This is a genomic window from Adhaeribacter swui, assembly GCF_014217805.1.
GTDB classification, from domain to species: domain Bacteria; phylum Bacteroidota; class Bacteroidia; order Cytophagales; family Hymenobacteraceae; genus Adhaeribacter; species Adhaeribacter swui.
In genome coordinates this window covers 3,338,057-3,355,827 of record NZ_CP055156.1, presented here as the reverse complement: position 1 = coordinate 3,355,827, position 17,771 = coordinate 3,338,057, and the positions used below count along the sequence as shown (strand labels likewise).

Annotated in this window: 12 protein-coding genes and 1 tRNA gene; 3 read left to right on the top strand and 10 right to left on the bottom strand. The window is 41.8% G+C overall.

The annotated features are described in order from the left end of the window. Positions 1–9: 9 nt before the first annotated feature. The 10 genes from HUW51_RS14165 to asnB all read right to left on the bottom strand — a co-directional run bounded on the left by HUW51_RS14165 (position 10) and on the right by asnB (position 11,940). Positions 10–681 carry a PIG-L deacetylase family protein gene (locus HUW51_RS14165; protein WP_185270291.1) on the bottom strand — a complete coding sequence of 224 codons (672 nt, stop codon included), beginning with the start codon at positions 679–681 and terminating at the stop codon, positions 10–12. Continuing rightward, entirely contained in the window at positions 678–1,556 is an 879-nt protein-coding gene (locus HUW51_RS14160) for a formyltransferase family protein (protein WP_185270290.1), read from the bottom strand. Before HUW51_RS14160 ends, HUW51_RS14165 begins: the two co-directional genes overlap by 4 nt. A gap of 1 nt (position 1,557) precedes the next feature. After that, positions 1,558–2,718 (bottom strand): UDP-N-acetylglucosamine 2-epimerase, encoded by a 1,161-nt coding sequence (gene neuC, locus HUW51_RS14155; protein WP_185270289.1) that lies wholly within the window; start codon positions 2,716–2,718, stop codon positions 1,558–1,560. Further along, positions 2,715–3,761 (bottom strand): N-acetylneuraminate synthase, encoded by a 1,047-nt coding sequence (gene neuB, locus HUW51_RS14150; protein ID WP_317175601.1) that lies wholly within the window; start codon positions 3,759–3,761, stop codon positions 2,715–2,717. Before neuB ends, neuC begins: the two co-directional genes overlap by 4 nt. Then, complete coding sequence (locus HUW51_RS14145; RefSeq protein ID WP_185270287.1) at positions 3,736–4,371, bottom strand: acetyltransferase; 636 nt, start codon at positions 4,369–4,371, stop codon at positions 3,736–3,738. The genes neuB and HUW51_RS14145 overlap by 26 nt, the downstream gene beginning before the upstream one ends. Continuing rightward, positions 4,364–5,557: a LegC family aminotransferase gene (locus HUW51_RS14140; protein WP_185270286.1), complete on the bottom strand. Its 1,194-nt coding sequence runs from the start codon at positions 5,555–5,557 to the stop codon at positions 4,364–4,366. Before HUW51_RS14140 ends, HUW51_RS14145 begins: the two co-directional genes overlap by 8 nt. Positions 5,558–5,599: 42 nt before the next feature. Continuing rightward, complete coding sequence (locus HUW51_RS14135; protein ID WP_185270285.1) at positions 5,600–6,598, bottom strand: NAD-dependent 4,6-dehydratase LegB; 999 nt, start codon at positions 6,596–6,598, stop codon at positions 5,600–5,602. Positions 6,599–7,347: 749 nt separating this feature from the next. Beyond that, the gene (locus HUW51_RS14130; protein WP_185270284.1) at positions 7,348–8,286 is read right to left on the bottom strand and encodes a UDP-glucuronic acid decarboxylase family protein; all 939 of its coding nucleotides are present in this window, start codon (positions 8,284–8,286) and stop codon (positions 7,348–7,350) included. A 7-nt stretch (positions 8,287–8,293) separates the two neighbouring features. Then, the gene (locus HUW51_RS14125; protein WP_185270283.1) at positions 8,294–9,637 is read right to left on the bottom strand and encodes a UDP-glucose dehydrogenase family protein; all 1,344 of its coding nucleotides are present in this window, start codon (positions 9,635–9,637) and stop codon (positions 8,294–8,296) included. 398 nt (positions 9,638–10,035) lie between these two features. Next, a complete protein-coding gene (asnB, locus tag HUW51_RS14120; protein ID WP_185270282.1) occupies positions 10,036–11,940 on the bottom strand; it encodes an asparagine synthase (glutamine-hydrolyzing) in 1,905 nt (634 codons plus the stop codon). 444 nt (positions 11,941–12,384) lie between these two features. Here asnB and HUW51_RS14115 point away from each other — a divergent pair, with 444 nt between their 5' ends. The 3 genes from HUW51_RS14115 (at position 12,385) to HUW51_RS14105 (ending at position 17,323) form a co-directional block, all read left to right on the top strand. Next, the gene (locus HUW51_RS14115) at positions 12,385–13,014 is read left to right on the top strand and encodes a C40 family peptidase (RefSeq protein ID WP_228466636.1); all 630 of its coding nucleotides are present in this window, start codon (positions 12,385–12,387) and stop codon (positions 13,012–13,014) included. An 833-nt stretch (positions 13,015–13,847) separates the two neighbouring features. After that, a complete protein-coding gene (locus HUW51_RS14110; protein ID WP_185270281.1) occupies positions 13,848–17,129 on the top strand; it encodes a TonB-dependent receptor in 3,282 nt (1,093 codons plus the stop codon). 120 nt (positions 17,130–17,249) lie between these two features. Continuing rightward, positions 17,250–17,323: transfer RNA gene (locus tag HUW51_RS14105), tRNA-Ala, on the top strand. The last annotated feature ends 448 nt before the right edge of the window (positions 17,324–17,771 follow it).

Below are 17,771 nucleotides of genomic sequence, written 5' to 3'. Positions count from 1 at the left end.
TTGGTTAATTTACTTATCAATGTATTTGATTACCTGGAATGATTCTGCATATTCAACACCAACACTGGCTCCTCTGTAAGTTGCTAATGCTTCAATATTCTTCAAGCTTCTTGGAAAAGGATGTTCTCCTATTTCTGATTCATAAATTTTCATTATATCTAATTTTTTGTTTAGAAATTTAGATATATCAATAAAATAGTTTGGAATAAACGCTTTCTCTAATAAGGCTGGGCCAAACTCTGTTTCAGAAATAGTTTCATACATTAATACTTGCTTTATAAAAGGATATCGAAAAGATTTTGTACAAGCCATTACTGCATCAAAAATTATTCTATGATCTGAATGTGCATCAGATCGATTGTGGCAATAAATAATTTCTGGTTTAAAATCATTAAATACTGAAGATACTTTAGGAACCATTTGAATAATTGAACTACTGGACAGCGACATAGTAGGAAAATCAAGTTTTATAATTTGATCTACCCCTAATTCTTTGGCTACTTTCTGAATTTCAATCTGACGACTTAATACCCTATCTTTAGAGAATCCCTGATGCTCAAAAATGTTAGTTACAATTAACCAACAAACCTTATCTCCACTAGCTTTATGTTTTAAAATGGTGCCTCCTACTCCTAAAACTTCATCATCAGGGTGTGCAGCAACTACTATCACATTTCTCATAAATAGTCTCCCGTGTTTGGTAGAATCTCAAAACCATGTTCAACTAATTCAATTGCTCCATTAGATGTTTTCACTCTAATTATATTACCAGTCACTTCAAGGACTTTACCTGGCTCTATATTTACTTCACTCCACAGAATTGGATTTGCTTTCCAAATTTTTATTTGTTCTCCTTTATAATCAATATGAGCTCCAACATACGGCTTGGTTAATGCTCTCACTAGATTATAGATAGTCTTAGAATTCATTCTAAAATCAATTTTTCCATCCGCGATTCCTCTTTTACGCCAGGTATTTCCTTCTACAGGTTGTTTTACAGTTATTAAATTACCCTCTTGAAGAGCTTGTGTAAAGGTTGGAATTTGAACAAGGGCAGCTTCAATTATTTTATTATATAATAACATCGCATCATCAGTATCTGAAATATCAATAAACTGCTGAGAAACAATATCTCCGGTATCTGCTCCTTCATCCATAATAAAAAAAGTAGAAGCTGTCTTTTTTAATCCAAGAACCAATGCCCAAGTAAGCGGATGCCGACCTCTATTATAAGGAAGTGCGGCTGGATGAAATCCTATAACACCTAAAGGAGCAGTGTTTAAAAGATCAGTTTTGATTAAGCTAGACCATCCAAAACAATATATAACATGAGGCTCTAAATGCTTAATATAAGCTATGTTATTAGGATGATTAATATCATTAACATATTTAAAGGGAATACCTTCCCTTAAACATATTGGAGTTAAATCTTCAAAATCTGAATTAAATTCATTTTTTTCCTTTGTTATTACGCCCACCACATTCGCACCTATTTCAATCAGCTTTTCTAAGGTAACTCTGGAAAACAATACCGTACCTATAAATACAATGCGCATGTTACAAAATATCGTAAAACTGCTTTTTAATTAAGTTTTCTAGTTCAATGCTTTTAAGTACTGGAACAATTTGTTCAGATGCGTTTCTACTACCATATGGATTTTCAACATGAATCAGCGTTTCTTTAAACTCAACAGTAAACAATTTAGCTAAGCCCTGCTGAATTGATTCTATGGTAGGTTCACAATCTATTACACTAGTGGCTTTTATTCTCCCCTGTTGTCTCGCTCCTATATTTAAAGTACCCACTTTGAAGCTGGGGGCTTCTATCAAACCACTTGACGAATTACCAATAACGCCATCCACAAATTGCAAAGCAGATAAATAACGGAGTTGTCCTAAGTTTGTAAAAGCAATTGATTTTTGATTGTTTTCTGACACAAATTGATCGATCAAATTAATTATTACTCTACCATCTGTATCTGCATTTGGCTTCGTAAAAATTAAGCCGACTTCATCAAGATCATTAAGTGCGTTCAATAGATTGTTAAATTGCTCTTCAGCAGTAGCCATCTCTAATGTTACTGGATGAAATGTAATTAAAAGATTTCGTGGCAAAAGCTGGAATTGAATAGACTCCTCAAATGCTTCTTTATTTAGTAATTTAACTCTATTAATATTTTCTATTCCTAATGCTCCTACATTCCAAACTCTGGCAGGGTTCTCTCCTAATTGGATAACCCTATTACGATATATTTCAGTTGAGGTAAAATGCAGATGGCTCATTTTTGTTATAGAGTGCCTAATAGGTTCATCAATTAACCCGAAAGTTGACTCTCCCCCGTGGCAATGTGCAACGGGAATCCGAGAGACCATTGCAGCTGCAACTGCTGAGAAAATCTCAAATCGATCTCCTAACACTAAAATTAAATCTGGCTTCAACTCTTTATAAGCTTCTACAAAGCTTATTAGTCCTAATCCCATAGCTTTACCTACACCAACTGAGCTATCAGAGGATAAAATGGTTTCAATTTTTTTATTGATAATAAAACCATCAGACTCTATTTGCCGATAAGTTAAACCAAACTCAGGAGATAAATGCATACCTGTTACCAGTATCAAAAGTTCTATCTCATCATCTTCCTTTAAAGCTTTTAAAGTCCAATATAATAAACCATATTCAGCTCTTGTGCCTGTAATAACAGCAATTTTCCTCTTCATCTAAAATCTTCCCATTTTAAAATGTCCCCCTCAAATAGGTCATTAGTTGCGACTTTCCCACAAACGTGTTCCCATAACATTGGAGATATACCACCAGCTGGTCTTTTAGCAATAAGATGATCCGCAGTAATCATTTCGTTTTGATTAACTTTCTTGAGAATATGAATACTTTTTCTTACTACTTCTTTATTTTTCAGTTCGGAGGGCGATGGCCTTTTAATACCATCTCCCATAGCGGCCTCTATATTGCGGATAGCCGTAACCATGGCTTTTAATTCATGGGGCTCCAAGGAGGCAATATGATCCGGCCCTTCCATCGTTTTATCTAAGGTAAAATGCTTTTCAATGCAAACGGCTCCCATAGCTACCGCTGCAATTGGAACCTCAATACCTAAAGTATGATCTGAATACCCCACAGGTACCTGAAAAGCTTGCCCGATTGAAAGCATGGCTTTTAAGTTTACATCCGGCATGGGTGTCGGGTATTCTGTATTACAATGTAGAACGGTAATATGGGCTCTATTGGTGCCGGCGTTTTCCAGAACCTCCAAGGCCGCTTCAATTTCAGCCAGATTAGCCATACCGGTAGATAAAATCACCGGCTTCTGCAAAGAGCCAATTTTTTGTAGATAAGGAAAGTTGGTAATTTCTCCGGAAGGAATTTTAAAAATATCTATGCCTAAGTCATTCAGGAGATCAATACTTTCCAGGTCAAAAGCAGTAGATAGAAACTTAATATTTTTGGTTCTGCAGTATTCGATTAAAAGGTGATGGGTTTTAGTGTCTAACTCTAGTTTTTTTAACATGGCAAACTGAGAGTTATCATTGTCGTTAATATTCTTAGCCTGGTATTCGGCTTTTCTAGCTGATTTACTTACTAATTTCTCTGCCTGAAAAGTTTGAAACTTAACATAATCTACTCCGGCTTCTACAGCAGCATCTATCAGCTTCTTGGCAAGCTCGATACTGCCATTATGATTTACTCCGGCTTCGGCAATTATAAGCGTTCTGTTCATTTCATATTTCTTTAGCCGGATTACCAACTAAAACAGAATTTGTCTTTCCTGTTTTAAGCACAACGGCACCGGCTCCTATAACTACTTTATCCTGAATAAAAATTCCGTTCTTCAGAATGGCCCCACTTCCAATAAAGACTTCATGGCCTAGGCTACATTCCCCATTGATCACCGCTTTGGTCGAAATATGGCAATGATCTCCAATGGTAGCATCGTGCTCCACGATAGCCGAGGTATTGATAATGCTATTTTTACCAATACGGGCAGCGGCATTTACAAAGGCCTGGTGCAATACTACGGTACCTTCCGCTAAGGTTGCGTGTTTAGATACATACGCCGTAGAAGCCACAATAACCGGCAAAATAGCCCCGGCATCTTTGGCCAGTTGAAATAATTGCTTTCGTTTAGCCGCACTTTTTAATTGCCCCACGGCAATAATCACGTTGGGTATACTGGTAATAAACGCATGCAAATCGGCATCGGTACCCAAAACCGGGTAACCCAATAGGGTTTGTCCCACTTTATCCGGACTATCGAGAATACCCGCAATTTCGAAACGCCCTTCCGACTCGATAGCTTCTATTACGGATTTGCCATGCCCGCCTGCGCCTAATAACAGAATACGTTCTTTAGCCATTCACTCGCACGCTACTGGGTATATTAACTAATCTTTCTTCTATCCATTCGGCTACCGGCAAATCCGTCCGGGGGCAGTCTTTAAACATATCCAGGCGGTGCATTAATTGCCAGGCGGGGCGGGTCATTACCCCGTGGTCGTTGCTATAAGCCAATAAGGCATCGCGGTGGCTCCTGTTGGGGCAAAGTACAGCATTGAGCCAGTAATTAGACCGTGCTCCGGCAGGTTCCTGTATTAACTTAAAAGCAGTTTCTCGCTCGAAATACTTTTTGTACTGTTGCGTTAATTCGCGCTTATTCGAAATAAATTGATTTAGTTGCTCCAGTTGGGCGCAGGCCATTGCGGCGTTTAAATTTGGGAGGCGGTAATTAAAACCAATATGATCATGCACGAAGTCCCAACGATGCGGCACTTTGGCCTGGGTGGTTAAATGCTTGGCCATTTTCCCCAGCTTTTCATCATCCGTTACAATCATGCCGCCGCCGCCGCTGGTTATTGTTTTGTTGCCGTTAAAGCTGTAGGTACCCAATAACCCGAAGGTACCCGTTTGTTTTCCCCCGAAAGTACTCCCCAGGGATTCCGCCGCATCTTCTATCACCGGAATAGCATACTCCCGGCAACTGTTTATTATTTGTTCGATTTCAGCGGGATGGCCGAAAGTATGCATGGGCACACAAGCGGCTATTCGTTTTCCGGTTTCTCTGTGGTAGGTATTACCCGCACGAAATTCGGTTTGATTTTTTAAAAAATCGCTTAAAACATCCGCAGAAAGCCCCAAAGTAGATTTATTTATATCCACAAATAACGGCGAAGCACCTACGTAGGAGATGGCATTGCAGGTAGCAATAAAAGAAAAGGGCTGGGTTATTACTAATTCGTTGCGGTTTACGCCGGCCAGCAATAAAGCCATGTGCAAGGCGGCCGTGCCATTAACCGTAGCTACCGCATAGCGGGCACCAGTATAATCCCGGATCATGGCTTCAAACTGATCCACGTACTTACCCACCGACGAAACGTAAGTAGAATCGATTGCGTCCAACACATACTTCCGTTCGTTCCCCACAAAACGGGGTTCATGCAACGGTATAAATTCCTGCCCCGGAAAAAGCTCTTTAATAAACTGACAAAGCGCTACAATGGCACTGGAAACAGCATGTTCGGTAATGGGCTGAGAAGTTAAAGACATATTTACTTACAGTACCTATTTTTTTATTATAAACAACTGATTTTAAACGTTGTAAATATCTGCTTTGTACTTAGCTAAATTTTCAGGTTGTTTAAACCAGTTAATCGTTTCGTCTAAGGCTTGGCTAAAACTATACTGCGGTTGCCAATTGGTAAGGCGCTTGATTTTTTCATTAGAGCCGAAAAGCCTTTCTACTTCACTTTTTGCCGGCCGCAACCGAACATCATCGCTAATTATTTGGGCTTGCGGGTTAATTTTAGCAATTAACATTTGAGCTAATTCGCCAATAGTAATTTCGGATTGAGTAGCAATATTTACTTCTTCACCGATGGTTGCTTCTGCTTTCGCAATCTCCACAAAGCCATTAGCCGTATCTTTTACAAAGAGTAAATCTCTGGTGGGGTGTAAAGACCCTAATTTAATTCCATTTTTACCGGCAAGTAATTGCGTGATAATAGTAGGAATAACCGCCCTGGCAGATTGCCGGGGCCCGAAAGTATTAAAAGGCCGCACAATGGTAACGGGCAGATTAAAGCTCCGGTAAAAAGATTCCGCGATTGCATCTGCGCCAATTTTAGTAGCGGAATAAGGAGACTGCCCTTGTCGCGGATGTTTTTCGTCTATGGGTACATAAAGAGCTGTTCCGTATACCTCGGAGGTGGATGTAACCAGAATTTTCTGCACTCCTAAATCCCGGGCTGCTTGTAAAATATTTAAAGTGCCTTTGATATTCGTATCTACATAGCTATCCGGGGAGTGGTAACTATAAGGGATAGCGATTAAAGCCGCCAGATGAAATACGATTTCACAACCCTGCATAGCCGTCCGTACCCCATTAGAATCCCGCACATCACCCGTAAATACTTCTATTTGTTGCAACTGATCTTTAGCCAGGGTATCTAACCACCCCCAGGTATTAAAAGAATTGTAATAACAAAAAGCTTTTACTTGGCAGCCTTCCTCTAAAAGCCGTTCTACTAAATGGCTACCGATAAAGCCATCCGCACCGGTTATAAGAACCTTTTTATTTTTTAAATTCATTAATGCAGTTAACCAAATTTAGATCAATTTTTAAAATCCACTAAAGTTTCTTTGTTAAGTAACAGAAAGCTTTTCTGCTTTATATGTACACTTAGTACTATATTCCTGCAAAACCGCTAAAGTTCTATTTACCTTTAAACTTATTTAAACAAAAGTAGGATTTTTAATCTTAATAAATAACTATTTTGAATTAATGTAATTTTAATTTATCGTCTTAAAGCTTATCGCTGGTTTAAACATCTAGCATTCTGCATATTTCCGATCAAGATCTATCTAAAAAAATTCTATTTAATTTAAATACAAGCAACTATGCAGCATTCTGTTTATTCCTTAAATATTTATATTTTAATTTAATATTTTATTTATCTTAGGAACAATATCAATAAGTTAACTTGAACCCGACAGAAGTATTAATTTACTCAAATAGAATAGCCAATGGCAGTAGTTATAAAATCGCTATAACTATAGTTTTGCTGTTTTTGAATCCTTCAGAAGGAAATAGAATAAGATAACTTTCTTTTAAATGGTTTCTTTTCTTATCTCAAACTCAGGGTAATTTAAATAACATCTATTGTAAACTTTGATCAGAAGTTCTAAATCCTACCCCTACTCCCTTCAAAGAGGGACTTTTTTCATTTAATCGGTTTAATCTAAAAATCTAGGGTATAGACTCACTAAGTTTTGACTTTGATAAAAACAAAAAAACCGCAGGGTAACTGCGGTTTTTTAAAATTTAAAATATAACGATCTTACACGTGTTGCTTAAAATACTCCAGGGTGCGTTTTAAACCTTCGGAGCGGGAGATTTGAGGTTCCCAACCGAGAATTTCTTTGGCTTTGGTAATATCCGGACGGCGCTTTTGCGGATCATCTTTGGGCAATGGCTGGTAGCCTAAGTTTAAAGGCACGCCGGTTAAATTACAGATTTCCTCGGCAAACTCTTTAATGGTAATTTCGTCGGGGTTCCCAATGTTTACCGGCAACGGATAATCGCTGAGTAACAAGCGGTAAATTCCTTCGATTAAATCATCGACGTAGCAGAAAGAACGCGTTTGCGAACCATCGCCAAAAATCGATAACTCTTCGCCCCGTAAGGCTTGCGTAATAAAGGCCGGCAATACGCGGCCATCATCCAGGCGCATGCGCGGGCCGTAGGTATTAAAAATCCGGACAATGCGGGTTTCCAGACCGTGGTGCATGTGGTACGCCATGGTCATGGCCTCCTGAAACCGCTTGGCTTCGTCGTAACAGCCCCGGGGGCCTACCGGGTTTACGTTGCCCCAGTACTCTTCTACCTGCGGGTGAATTTCCGGGTCGCCGTATACCTCCGAGGTAGACGCAATTAACATGCGGGCGCCTTTGTTTTTAGCTAAACCCAACAGATTATGCGTTCCCAAAGACCCTACTTTGAGGGTCTGAATGGGAATACGCAAATAATCAATGGGGCTGGCCGGCGAGGCAAAATGCAGGATGTAATCCAGATGCCCCGGCACAAACACGTACTTGGATACATCGTGGTGGTAAAACTCGAACTGCTCGAGTTTAAATAAATGCTCAATGTTACTTAAATCACCGGTGATGAGGTTATCCATGGCAATAACATGGTAACCTTCCCGGATAAAGCGGTCGCAGAGATGCGACCCTAAAAAGCCGGCACCGCCGGTGATCAGTACGCGTTTTCTTGTCATTGAAGGATTATACGGTTGCTACATCGTGAAGATTCGTCTTCACACCGATGCAATAATACGCAAATCCTGCTTCTTGGATTTCTTTAGCTTCATAAATATTTCGGCCATCGAAAATAACTTTGTCGTTCATTAACTTACCTAACACTTTCAGGTTCGGGGTACGGAACTCCGGCCACTCGGTAATAATTAATAAAGCATCGGCATCAATTAAGGCATCGTGCTGATCATTCGCGAAAACGATGGTATCGCCTAAGCTGTGTTTCGCTTCTTCCATCGCTACCGGATCGTAAGCCCGCACGTTAGCGCCAGCGGCTAATAATTTCTCGATAATTACCAAAGACGGCGCTTCGCGCATATCATCGGTTTTTGGTTTGAAAGAAAGGCCCCACAAAGCAAAAGTTTTACCGGCAATGTCGCCGCCAAAATGATCCATTACTTTGTTGAATAAAACGGACTTCTGGTTTTCGTTTACCGATTCAACCGCTTTTAAAATTTGCATGCTGTAACCGTTCTCCGAAGCTGTTTTAATTAAAGCTTTTACGTCTTTCGGGAAGCAAGAACCGCCGTAACCAATACCAGGGTAGATAAATTTGTTACCAATCCGCGGGTCGCTGCCAATGCCTCTCCGAACCATGTTTACATCGGCACCCATAATTTCGCACAGGTTGGCAATGTCGTTCATGAAAGAAATTTTAGTAGCCAGCATGGAGTTAGCAGCGTATTTGGTCATCTCGGCCGAAGGCACGTCCATGAAAATGATCGGGTGACCATTTAACAAGAAAGGCTTGTACAAGCGGCGCATTACTTCTTCGGCGCGGGCAGATTCAACCCCCACTACAATACGATCTGGTTTCAGGAAGTCGTCGATTGCGGCGCCTTCCTTCAGGAATTCTGGGTTAGAAGCCACATCAAACTCTACGTAAGAATTGCGGAGAGCTAATTCTTCGGTGATAGCCGCTTTTACTTTAATAGCAGTACCAACCGGCACGGTGCTCTTGGTTACTACCACGGTGTAGTTATTCATGTATTTACCAACGCTGCGGGCAACGGCCAATACATATTTTAAATCAGCGCTGCCATCTTCGCCGGGAGGGGTACCTACCGCGATAAAAGCAACATCCGCATCCTGAATGCTCGATTCAATGTCGTTAGAAAAGTGCAGGCGACCTTGAGCAGTGTTCCGTAACACCATTTCTTCTAATCCTGGCTCATAGATCGGCAGGATACCTTTCTTCAAATTTTCAATTTTTTTTACGTCAATGTCAATACAGGTAACATCCATGCCCACTTCGGCCAGACAGGTTCCGGTAACCAGGCCTACATAGCCTGTTCCTACAACTGCAATTTTCATATTATTTTTGGTTAATAGTTAGAGATTTTTGGTGTAACAAGTTTCTCGGATATAAAATTACTAATTATTTTTTGAATTATAGAAAAAAATTAAAAAACTAAATATTTTAAGGCAAATTTCATAATTAATTAACCGGATTTTTAAAAATTAAAATTTACCTCCGGTTAAGTTATTATTACCTAGTTACTTACCAATTGATTTTACGTTCTTAAAATTGGTTTTTACTATATTTCCCGATTTTAACAATTATCGTTCCTGTTTTTGCCAAACTTTGTTTTTCTGCCGAAATTTTTCAATTTTTTAAAAAAATTTTATAATTATTATTCTCCTCCATTGGCCTTTACCCTGCTAAACCAGATATCTTTTCTTAACTATTGGTTGCATGCGGTTTTAAAGATTTAGGCCATCCACTTTTTCCACCAATATTGGAACACGATTAAAGCCCAGATGCGGGCGTGCACATCTTCGGGGTTCGCCGAAAACAGCTTTTCTTTTAACTTCCGGATTTCGTTTACGCTAAAAATATCCTGCGCATGAATAAATGCATCCGATAACAAATCATCGGTAATTAAGGTTTTGAGTTCGTTCCGGAACCATTTCAGCAAAGGCACTTCAAAGCCGTGTTTGGGCCGTTGGTACAACTCGGCGGGTAACATTGTCCGGAAAGCATCCTGCACAATTTTCTTTTTCATGCTTTTATCTATTTTGGACGCCTGCGGCAAACTAAAAGCAAAGTTTACCACCTTGTAATCCAGAAAAGGCGTGCGCACCTCCAAACTGTTCGCCATCGACATTAAGTCTACTTTGGTGAGCATATCGTTGGGCAATACCAGCTGCATATCGGTATACAAAACTTCGTTGATGTCGCCGTCTTCGTGAATGTGCTCCAGAATGCGTTTTTTGCGCTTTTTGTAGATGTTTTTGGCCATGGCCCGGCGTACCCGCTTATTTAATAAATGGCCGGCTTCGTCTTCGTCGGCCAGGGTAGCCCAGTTGTAGTACCGGTCTTTGGCCGAAACCGACATGCCCTCGGCAAAGCGTTGAAACTGGCGGACCCGGTTGCCCCAGGCCGAGTTGCGCGATTTAGGTAATACATCCCAGAGCGGCCCCAGAAAAGTAACTGCTTCGGCCAGAAAGCCGCCTTGCCGCACTTTAAAATCGCCCATGTGTTTGTTGTAGCCCGCAAACAACTCGTCGGCGCCATCGCCCGATAAGGCCACGGTAACTTTTTCGCGGGTACGTTTACTTAAAATATACACGGCCAAAGCCGAGGAATCGGCAAAAGGCTCGTCGGTATAATTTAATACATCAAACAAATGGTCGTACAAATCCTGGTTGGTTAAAGAAAAAACCGTGTGATTGGTTTTGTATTTATCGGCCACTAGTTGCGCGTACCGGGTTTCGTCGAAGAAAGGCTCGTCCTGGTAACCAATAGAAAAAGTATTCAGGTGCGCAGTGTGCCGGGAGGCCAGGGCCACAATTACCGACGAATCGATGCCGCCGCTGAGAAAAGCACCCAAGGGCACGTCCGCAATTAACCGCCGCTGCACAGCCTCATCCATCAAGGTAACCAGCTTTTTCTGTTGTTCTTCGTAAGACAAAGGGTTTTTCTTGGCTTTTTTGCGATCGAAGGGAATGCGGTACCAGGCTTTTTTTAAAACCCGGTTTTTCTTGATGTATAAATAATGGCCGGGTTCTAATTTTTTTACGCCTTTAAATATAGAGGCCGGCCCCGGAATGTAGTTAAACTGCAGGTACTGGTACAACGAAACATAATCAATCTTGCGTTGAATGCCAAAAGCCAGCATGGCTTTCATTTCGGAGGCAAACAGCAAATGATCTTCGTCTTTGTAAATGAGCAGGGGCTTCACCCCCATCCGGTCGCGGGCAATAAACAAAGAATCTTCTTCTTTGTCGTAGATGGCAAAAGAAAAGAACCCGTTTAGTTTTTTTAAAAAATTCCGGCCTTCGGTAATGTATAATTTTAGCAACACCTCGGTATCGGTGCCGGAGAAAAAAGTGTAGCCACTACGGACCAGCTTCTTTTTTAATTCCTGAAAATTAAAAATTTCGCCGTTGAACACGATCACGTACCTACCGGATTCGTCGGTCATGGGCTGCGCACCATCGGCGCTTAAATCCAGAATAGAAAGGCGCCGGTGGCCTAAACCTACATTCTCGAATACAAAATGGCCTTGCGAATCGGGTCCCCGGGTTTCCAAGGCATTGGTGGAAGCTTTGAGTTTAGTTAAAACCTCGCGTCCTTTGTCACTGAAAGCATATACTCCTGATATTCCGCACATGAGGCAAAATTACGAGTTATCACGAAACAATTTAACTTTAAAATGGGCATATTGCCTTTAGGATGGTTTAATCCAATTAAAAATGAAACGCATCCGGGTAGATTTACTGATTACGCCCAACTAAGTTGAGCTGCCAAATAAAATAACCTGACCTTACCGGATTTTTTTAAAATTTTTAATTTTTAGCTACCGAGCGGTAAACATATTCCTGGCTCTCCCAAAACAACGTTACCTTATTCCATCTCGGGCGGCAGTACCCGGTTTAGCTGCCGGATTCCTGGCAAACCGCTTACCACAACACATTCATTATCAATAAATAATATACGATCTCAACAGGTAATCCACAATTTTCTGGTTTTAGGGTGGATAAATATTCAGGGCCGAATGGTTCTTTTCCTTTTTCATAATTTTTATTTTTACCCACATCGCTAAACGAGTGGGCCTATGCAGCAGAGAGAGATAACCAGATCGTATATTGTTATTTTATTGGGGGTTTTACTGGCCATGGCTTCCTGCCGTTCTAGTAAACCTACTTTTAGCTTTGGCCAAAAGCCTTCGGGCATGGCTCTGGATACCAGCCAGCGGATGCTGGAAAAAGCTTTTATTAAAAAATCGCGCAAACTCGACCGGGTAGCCCGCCGGATGGAACGCCGGAATGCCCGCTACGCCAAAACGCACGTCGACCGCAAAATAGCGAAAGTTATTCAGGTAGCCCGTTCTTACCGCGGCACGCCTTATCGTTTTGGGGGCACCACCCGCATTGGTATGGATTGCTCCGGTTTACTGTGTACTTCTTTTAAAAGCATTAATGTAACCTTGCCCCGCAACTCCACCGACCAAAGCAAATATGGCCGCACCGTACGCACCAGCGACATCCGGGAAGGCGACCTGGTGTTTTTTGGCGCCAACAAGTTTAGCAATAAAATTACGCACGTGGGCATGGTTACCGACGTAAAAGGCAAAGACCAGGTTATGTTTATTCATGCCTCTACTTCGCTGGGCGTAATCGAAGACAACTTATACTCCCGGTATTACCAGAAGATTTTTATAAAAGCGGTACGGCCAAAAATTTAAAAATTTAAAAAATATCTGCTCCTGTCCGGAATACCTACAATACGAAGCTGTTTTGTATTTAATAAAAATAGAGGCAACATTCGCCTTGGGTGGTGTCTTCACCACCAAAACAGGATAGATCAGCAAAATACTACTCCGGGAAGCTTCTGATTAGTACCCTTATTTATTACATCTTAGAATACGCAACAGTTTTTAAAGGAAACAGGTATTCTATTTACTATATAACGTGAGTTCGATTTAAGTACATTTTAGGTTTCCCTTATCCATTTTGGTCATCCTGAAAGGAACTAACCAGTAGATAACCGATTAAATCCTTCCAGGATGACGTATTTAAGAATGAATAGCCCTGTTTTCTTTTCTTATCTCGAGCTCACGTTTTATAAGCCATTTTAAAAATACCCCGCAGCCTTCAAGCCTTTATCTATAAAAAAGATAGAGGCTTTTAATTTTCAAGGCCCTACCTCCTACTACCCGAAACCCACTGGCAAACCCCTCCGGTTAGAACTTCTATTTTTTAGGCGGCCTACCATTTATCCTTTGTTTTTACCCCATTCTTAACTTTCTCAAAATCAGTTAATTTTAAATTTTTTAATAAATCAAAGCGTTTATTAATATTTTTTTAATACAAAAGCCAAAAACTTGAATTAAATTTGTATTAAGAAATTTTAAAAACTTAACCTTACTGCATGATCTAAATCTTTTCCCATTCCACCATTCCTTTTTAACTAACTCAGATGTAACCAGTTAAAATAACTTAGTTGCTTAATTCTCGTTTTAACTTTATTCCTGTTCCTTTTTCTATTCGCGTAAACAAACAATAATTATTATTCTTTATGAAGAAGTACTTACTCACTATCCTCTTCTTGTTATTGGGTACAGCCAGCCTGTACGCCCAGGTAACAACCAGTAGTATTACCGGTTCAGTAAGAGATGCGAACGGCGAAGCCTTAATTGGTGCTACCGTAAAAGCGACCCACCAGCCTTCGGGTACGGTGTATGGCACCGTTACCAACGTCGATGGCCGTTTTAACATTCAGAATATGCGGGTAGGTGGCCCCTACGCCGTAGAAGTAAGCTATATTGGCTTTCAGACGCAAACGTATAACAATATTTCCCTGGCATTAGGGGTACCTTACTCTTTGGACGCCCGCGTGGGCCAATCGAGCACCGACTTACAGGAAGTAGAAATTGTAGCGGACCGTTCCGATGTGTTTAACGCCAACAAAACCGGGGCTGCCACCAACATTGGTACCCAGCAAATTGCTACTTTGCCCACCGTAACCCGCAGCTTAGAAGATTTTACCCGTTTAACGCCCCAGGCCAACGGCGTAGGTTTTGCCGGCCGCGATAACCGCTATAACAACTTACAGATTGATGGCGCCAACTTTAACAACGCCTTTGGCTTAAGCGCCCAGGATTTATTGCCCGGTGGCGCTACCCGCCCGATTTCGTTGGATGCGGTAGAAGAAATTCAGGTAAACATTGCCCCTTACGACGTACGCCAATCTGGTTTTACCGGGGCCGGCATTAACGCCATTACCCGCAGCGGTAACAATAATTTCTCCGGTTCGGCTTATACTTTCCTCCGGAACCAGGATTTACGGGGCACCAAAGTAGGCGGCGCCGAAGTAGTAAACCCCGATAACCGCACCCTGACCTACGGTGCCCGTTTAGGCGGTCCTATTATTAAAAATAAATTATTCTTTTTTGCCAACTACGAACACGAGAAAGAAACTTTTCCGGGTATTACCTGGGTAGCCAGCCGACCAGGTGCTACCGGTAACGTAGCCCGTACTACCGTAGAAGATTTAGAACGGGTGCGCCAGCATTTAATTTCTACTTACGGCTACGACCCGGGGGCTTATGAAAATTACGCCAACAAGTTTACGAACCTCAGCGACCGTTTAATTGCCCGCCTGGACTGGAACATTAACGACAAGCACAAAGCCACGCTGCGTTATACTTACGCCGAAGGTACCAGCGACCAGGTAGTAAACGACAACTCCGGTCCGAACCCCCGCTCTTCTTCTTCCCGGGTGAGCACGAACTCTTTGGTTTTTTCTAACTCCAATTTCAGTTTTTTAAATAAAATCAGTTCCTTAACCGGTGAATTAAACAGCACTTTAACGCCTAAATTATCAAACCAGTTATTAGCCACTTACAGCCACAGCCAGGCTACCCGTTCTTTCCCCGGCAGCCGTTTCCCGTTTGTTGACATCTGGAAAGACGGCGACCAGTACATGAGTTTTGGTACCGAGCTGTTCTCCGGCGACAATGATTTGATTAACGATAATTACAGCTTTATCGATAACGTAACTTACTTAGCGGGCAAGCATACCCTTACCGGCGGTATCAGCTACGAGCAAATTGAGTACGGTAATAAATATTTACGGATGTCGACGTCGTATTACCGTTACGCTTCCGTGGATGATTTTATTAATAATGCCCAGCCAACTTCTTACGGCATTACTTACCCCTACGGCGACCCGTACGAGAGCATTACCTTTGGTTTAGCCGGCGCTTACATTCAGGACCGGGTAGCCTTTACCAACCGTTTTGATTTAACTTACGGCTTGCGGGCCGAACTACCGTTATACCTGAACGATTTAGGCGCGAACCCCGCGGTAGATAATTTACAATTGTTAGACCAGGATGGCAACGCCACAACCTACTCCAGCTCGCGTTGGCCGAAGCAAAAAGTTATGTTTTCGCCCCGCGTAGGCTTTAACTACAATGTTTTGGAAGATGGTTCTTTAAAATTACGCGGCGGAACCGGTATTTTTGCCGGCCGGGTACCGTTTGTATTTTTAACCAACATGGCCGGTGGTACCGGTTTAACCAAAAACAACTTAGAACCCGTTCCTGCTACTGCCCTAAATACCATCCGGTTTAATCCGGAGCCTTTGTATTGGGTACAGAATGGTCCGCAGGATGTGTTTTTACCAACGCCCAGCTCCGGTATTCCCAGAAGTATTTCTGTAGTAGATCGCGATTTTAAAATGCCGCAAATCTGGCGTTCGAGCTTTGGCGTAGATTATGTTATTCCGGGTACGCCTTTGGTTGCCACCGCCGATGTTTTATATTCTAAAGACATTCAAGGGGTATACATGTATAATGCCAACCGGAAACCGGCTACCCAGCAAATGAATTACGCCGGCGATACCCGGGATTTCTGGGGTGGTAGCGCCAATGCGAATTACACCAACGCTACCGGTAGCATTGCTGCCGTATTATCAAACACCAAAAAAGGCCATTCTTTTTCTTCTACCGTAGGAGTTACACTGCCTAACCAAAACGGCTTCTTTGGTAATGTGGCTTATACCTACACCCAGGCCAAAGATATTACCGGTAACCCTGGTTCAGCGGCAGCCTCGGCCTGGTCTAACAACTACTCCGTAAACGACCCGAACGAGCAACTGTTGGGCATTTCGCAGTACGCCAGCCCGCACCGGGTAGTAGGTAGCATTTCTTACCGCAAAGAATACCTGAACCATTTAGGCACTACCGTTTCTTTATTCTACGAAGGCTCGCACCAGGGCCAGGGCAATGGCGGTCGGTTTGCCTACACCACCCGCGGCGACCTGAACCAGGACGGCGTTAGCTTAGACTTATTATACATCCCGAATAATTCATCGGAGTTAAACTTTGCCCCCATTACTGCCGGCGAAGTTACTTTTACCCCCGAGCAGCAAAGAGCCGCCTTCGATGAGTTCGTGAACAACAGCAAAGTTTTAAAAAATAGCCGTGGCGGCTACGTAGAACGAAACAATGGCTTAATGCCGTGGTTAAACCGTTTCGATTTCCGGTTATTGCAAGATGTTTTCACCAACATCGGCGAGCGCCGGAATACCTTGCAGTTAAGCCTGGATATTCAGAACGTAGGCAACCTGCTTAATTCTGATTGGGGCGTAATTCAGCAATTAAACGGGGGCTCCAGCTTTAACTACCCGTTATTAAACGTGGCCAGCGTAACCCCCGAAGGCGTTCCTACTTTCCAGATGATTACCATCCGGAACGAGAACAACCAAACGGTATTACCTACCTCGCCTTTCCGGAATTATCTGGCAACTACCAATACCTGGCGCATGCAGTTAGGTTTGCGGTATAGTTTCTAATACAAAAGAACCAGTCTGTTAAAAAGCCCGCCGGTTACGGCGGGCTTTTTTTAAAAATATTTTTTTCCAGGCTATACTATATTTAAAAATTTCTTTTACTTTTGTACCACCAAAACGCAAGGGGGATTAGCTCAGCTGGCTAGAGCGCTTGCATGGCATGCAAGAGGTCATCGGTTCGACTCCGATATTCTCCACTGATTGATAAGCACTTATAGATGAATTTCTGTAAGTGCTTTTTTATTTGCACACAGGTACACACCATTGCCCTTTCCCCCTTTCTAAATTATTTCTGTACTTAATTAAAATAAAATTAACTACATAAAAAAAGCCACTCGAAAGAAAGTGGCTTTTCAATGGCATAAATTTATACTATCGAGTAACGCCTTGGTGAGTTAAAGTGATAAATCCTAAGAAGGTATAATCACTTGTAATTACACCATAAGGATCCTGTTTATCCCGCAAAGTGTATAAACCACTATCTTGTTAATACCATTGGCTACTTCTATACCTGGTAAATAGATTTATCATTACAGTAATTCGTATCATTTGTGCTACATACATTCTGCTTTTCCACCGGTAAAAAGTAGCCCAAATATTATATTAGAACTTGACGGATTAAAAAATTTATTTCTAATACCGTTG

Coding starts and splice junctions, on each gene's coding strand:
- HUW51_RS14165 (WP_185270291.1), bottom strand. CDS start 681: ATGAGAAATGTGATAGTAGTTGCTGCACACCCTGATGATGAAGTTTTA.
- HUW51_RS14160 (WP_185270290.1), bottom strand. CDS start 1,556: ATGCGCATTGTATTTATAGGTACGGTATTGTTTTCCAGAGTTACCTTA.
- neuC (WP_185270289.1), bottom strand. CDS start 2,718: ATGAAGAGGAAAATTGCTGTTATTACAGGCACAAGAGCTGAATATGGT.
- HUW51_RS14145 (WP_185270287.1), bottom strand. CDS start 4,371: ATGGCTAAAGAACGTATTCTGTTATTAGGCGCAGGCGGGCATGGCAAA.
- HUW51_RS14140 (WP_185270286.1), bottom strand. CDS start 5,557: ATGTCTTTAACTTCTCAGCCCATTACCGAACATGCTGTTTCCAGTGCC.
- HUW51_RS14135 (WP_185270285.1), bottom strand. CDS start 6,598: ATGAATTTAAAAAATAAAAAGGTTCTTATAACCGGTGCGGATGGCTTT.
- HUW51_RS14130 (WP_185270284.1), bottom strand. CDS start 8,286: ATGACAAGAAAACGCGTACTGATCACCGGCGGTGCCGGCTTTTTAGGG.
- HUW51_RS14125 (WP_185270283.1), bottom strand. CDS start 9,637: ATGAAAATTGCAGTTGTAGGAACAGGCTATGTAGGCCTGGTTACCGGA.
- asnB (WP_185270282.1), bottom strand. CDS start 11,940: ATGTGCGGAATATCAGGAGTATATGCTTTCAGTGACAAAGGACGCGAG.
- HUW51_RS14115 (WP_228466636.1), top strand. CDS start 12,385: ATGCAGCAGAGAGAGATAACCAGATCGTATATTGTTATTTTATTGGGG.
- HUW51_RS14110 (WP_185270281.1), top strand. CDS start 13,848: ATGAAGAAGTACTTACTCACTATCCTCTTCTTGTTATTGGGTACAGCC.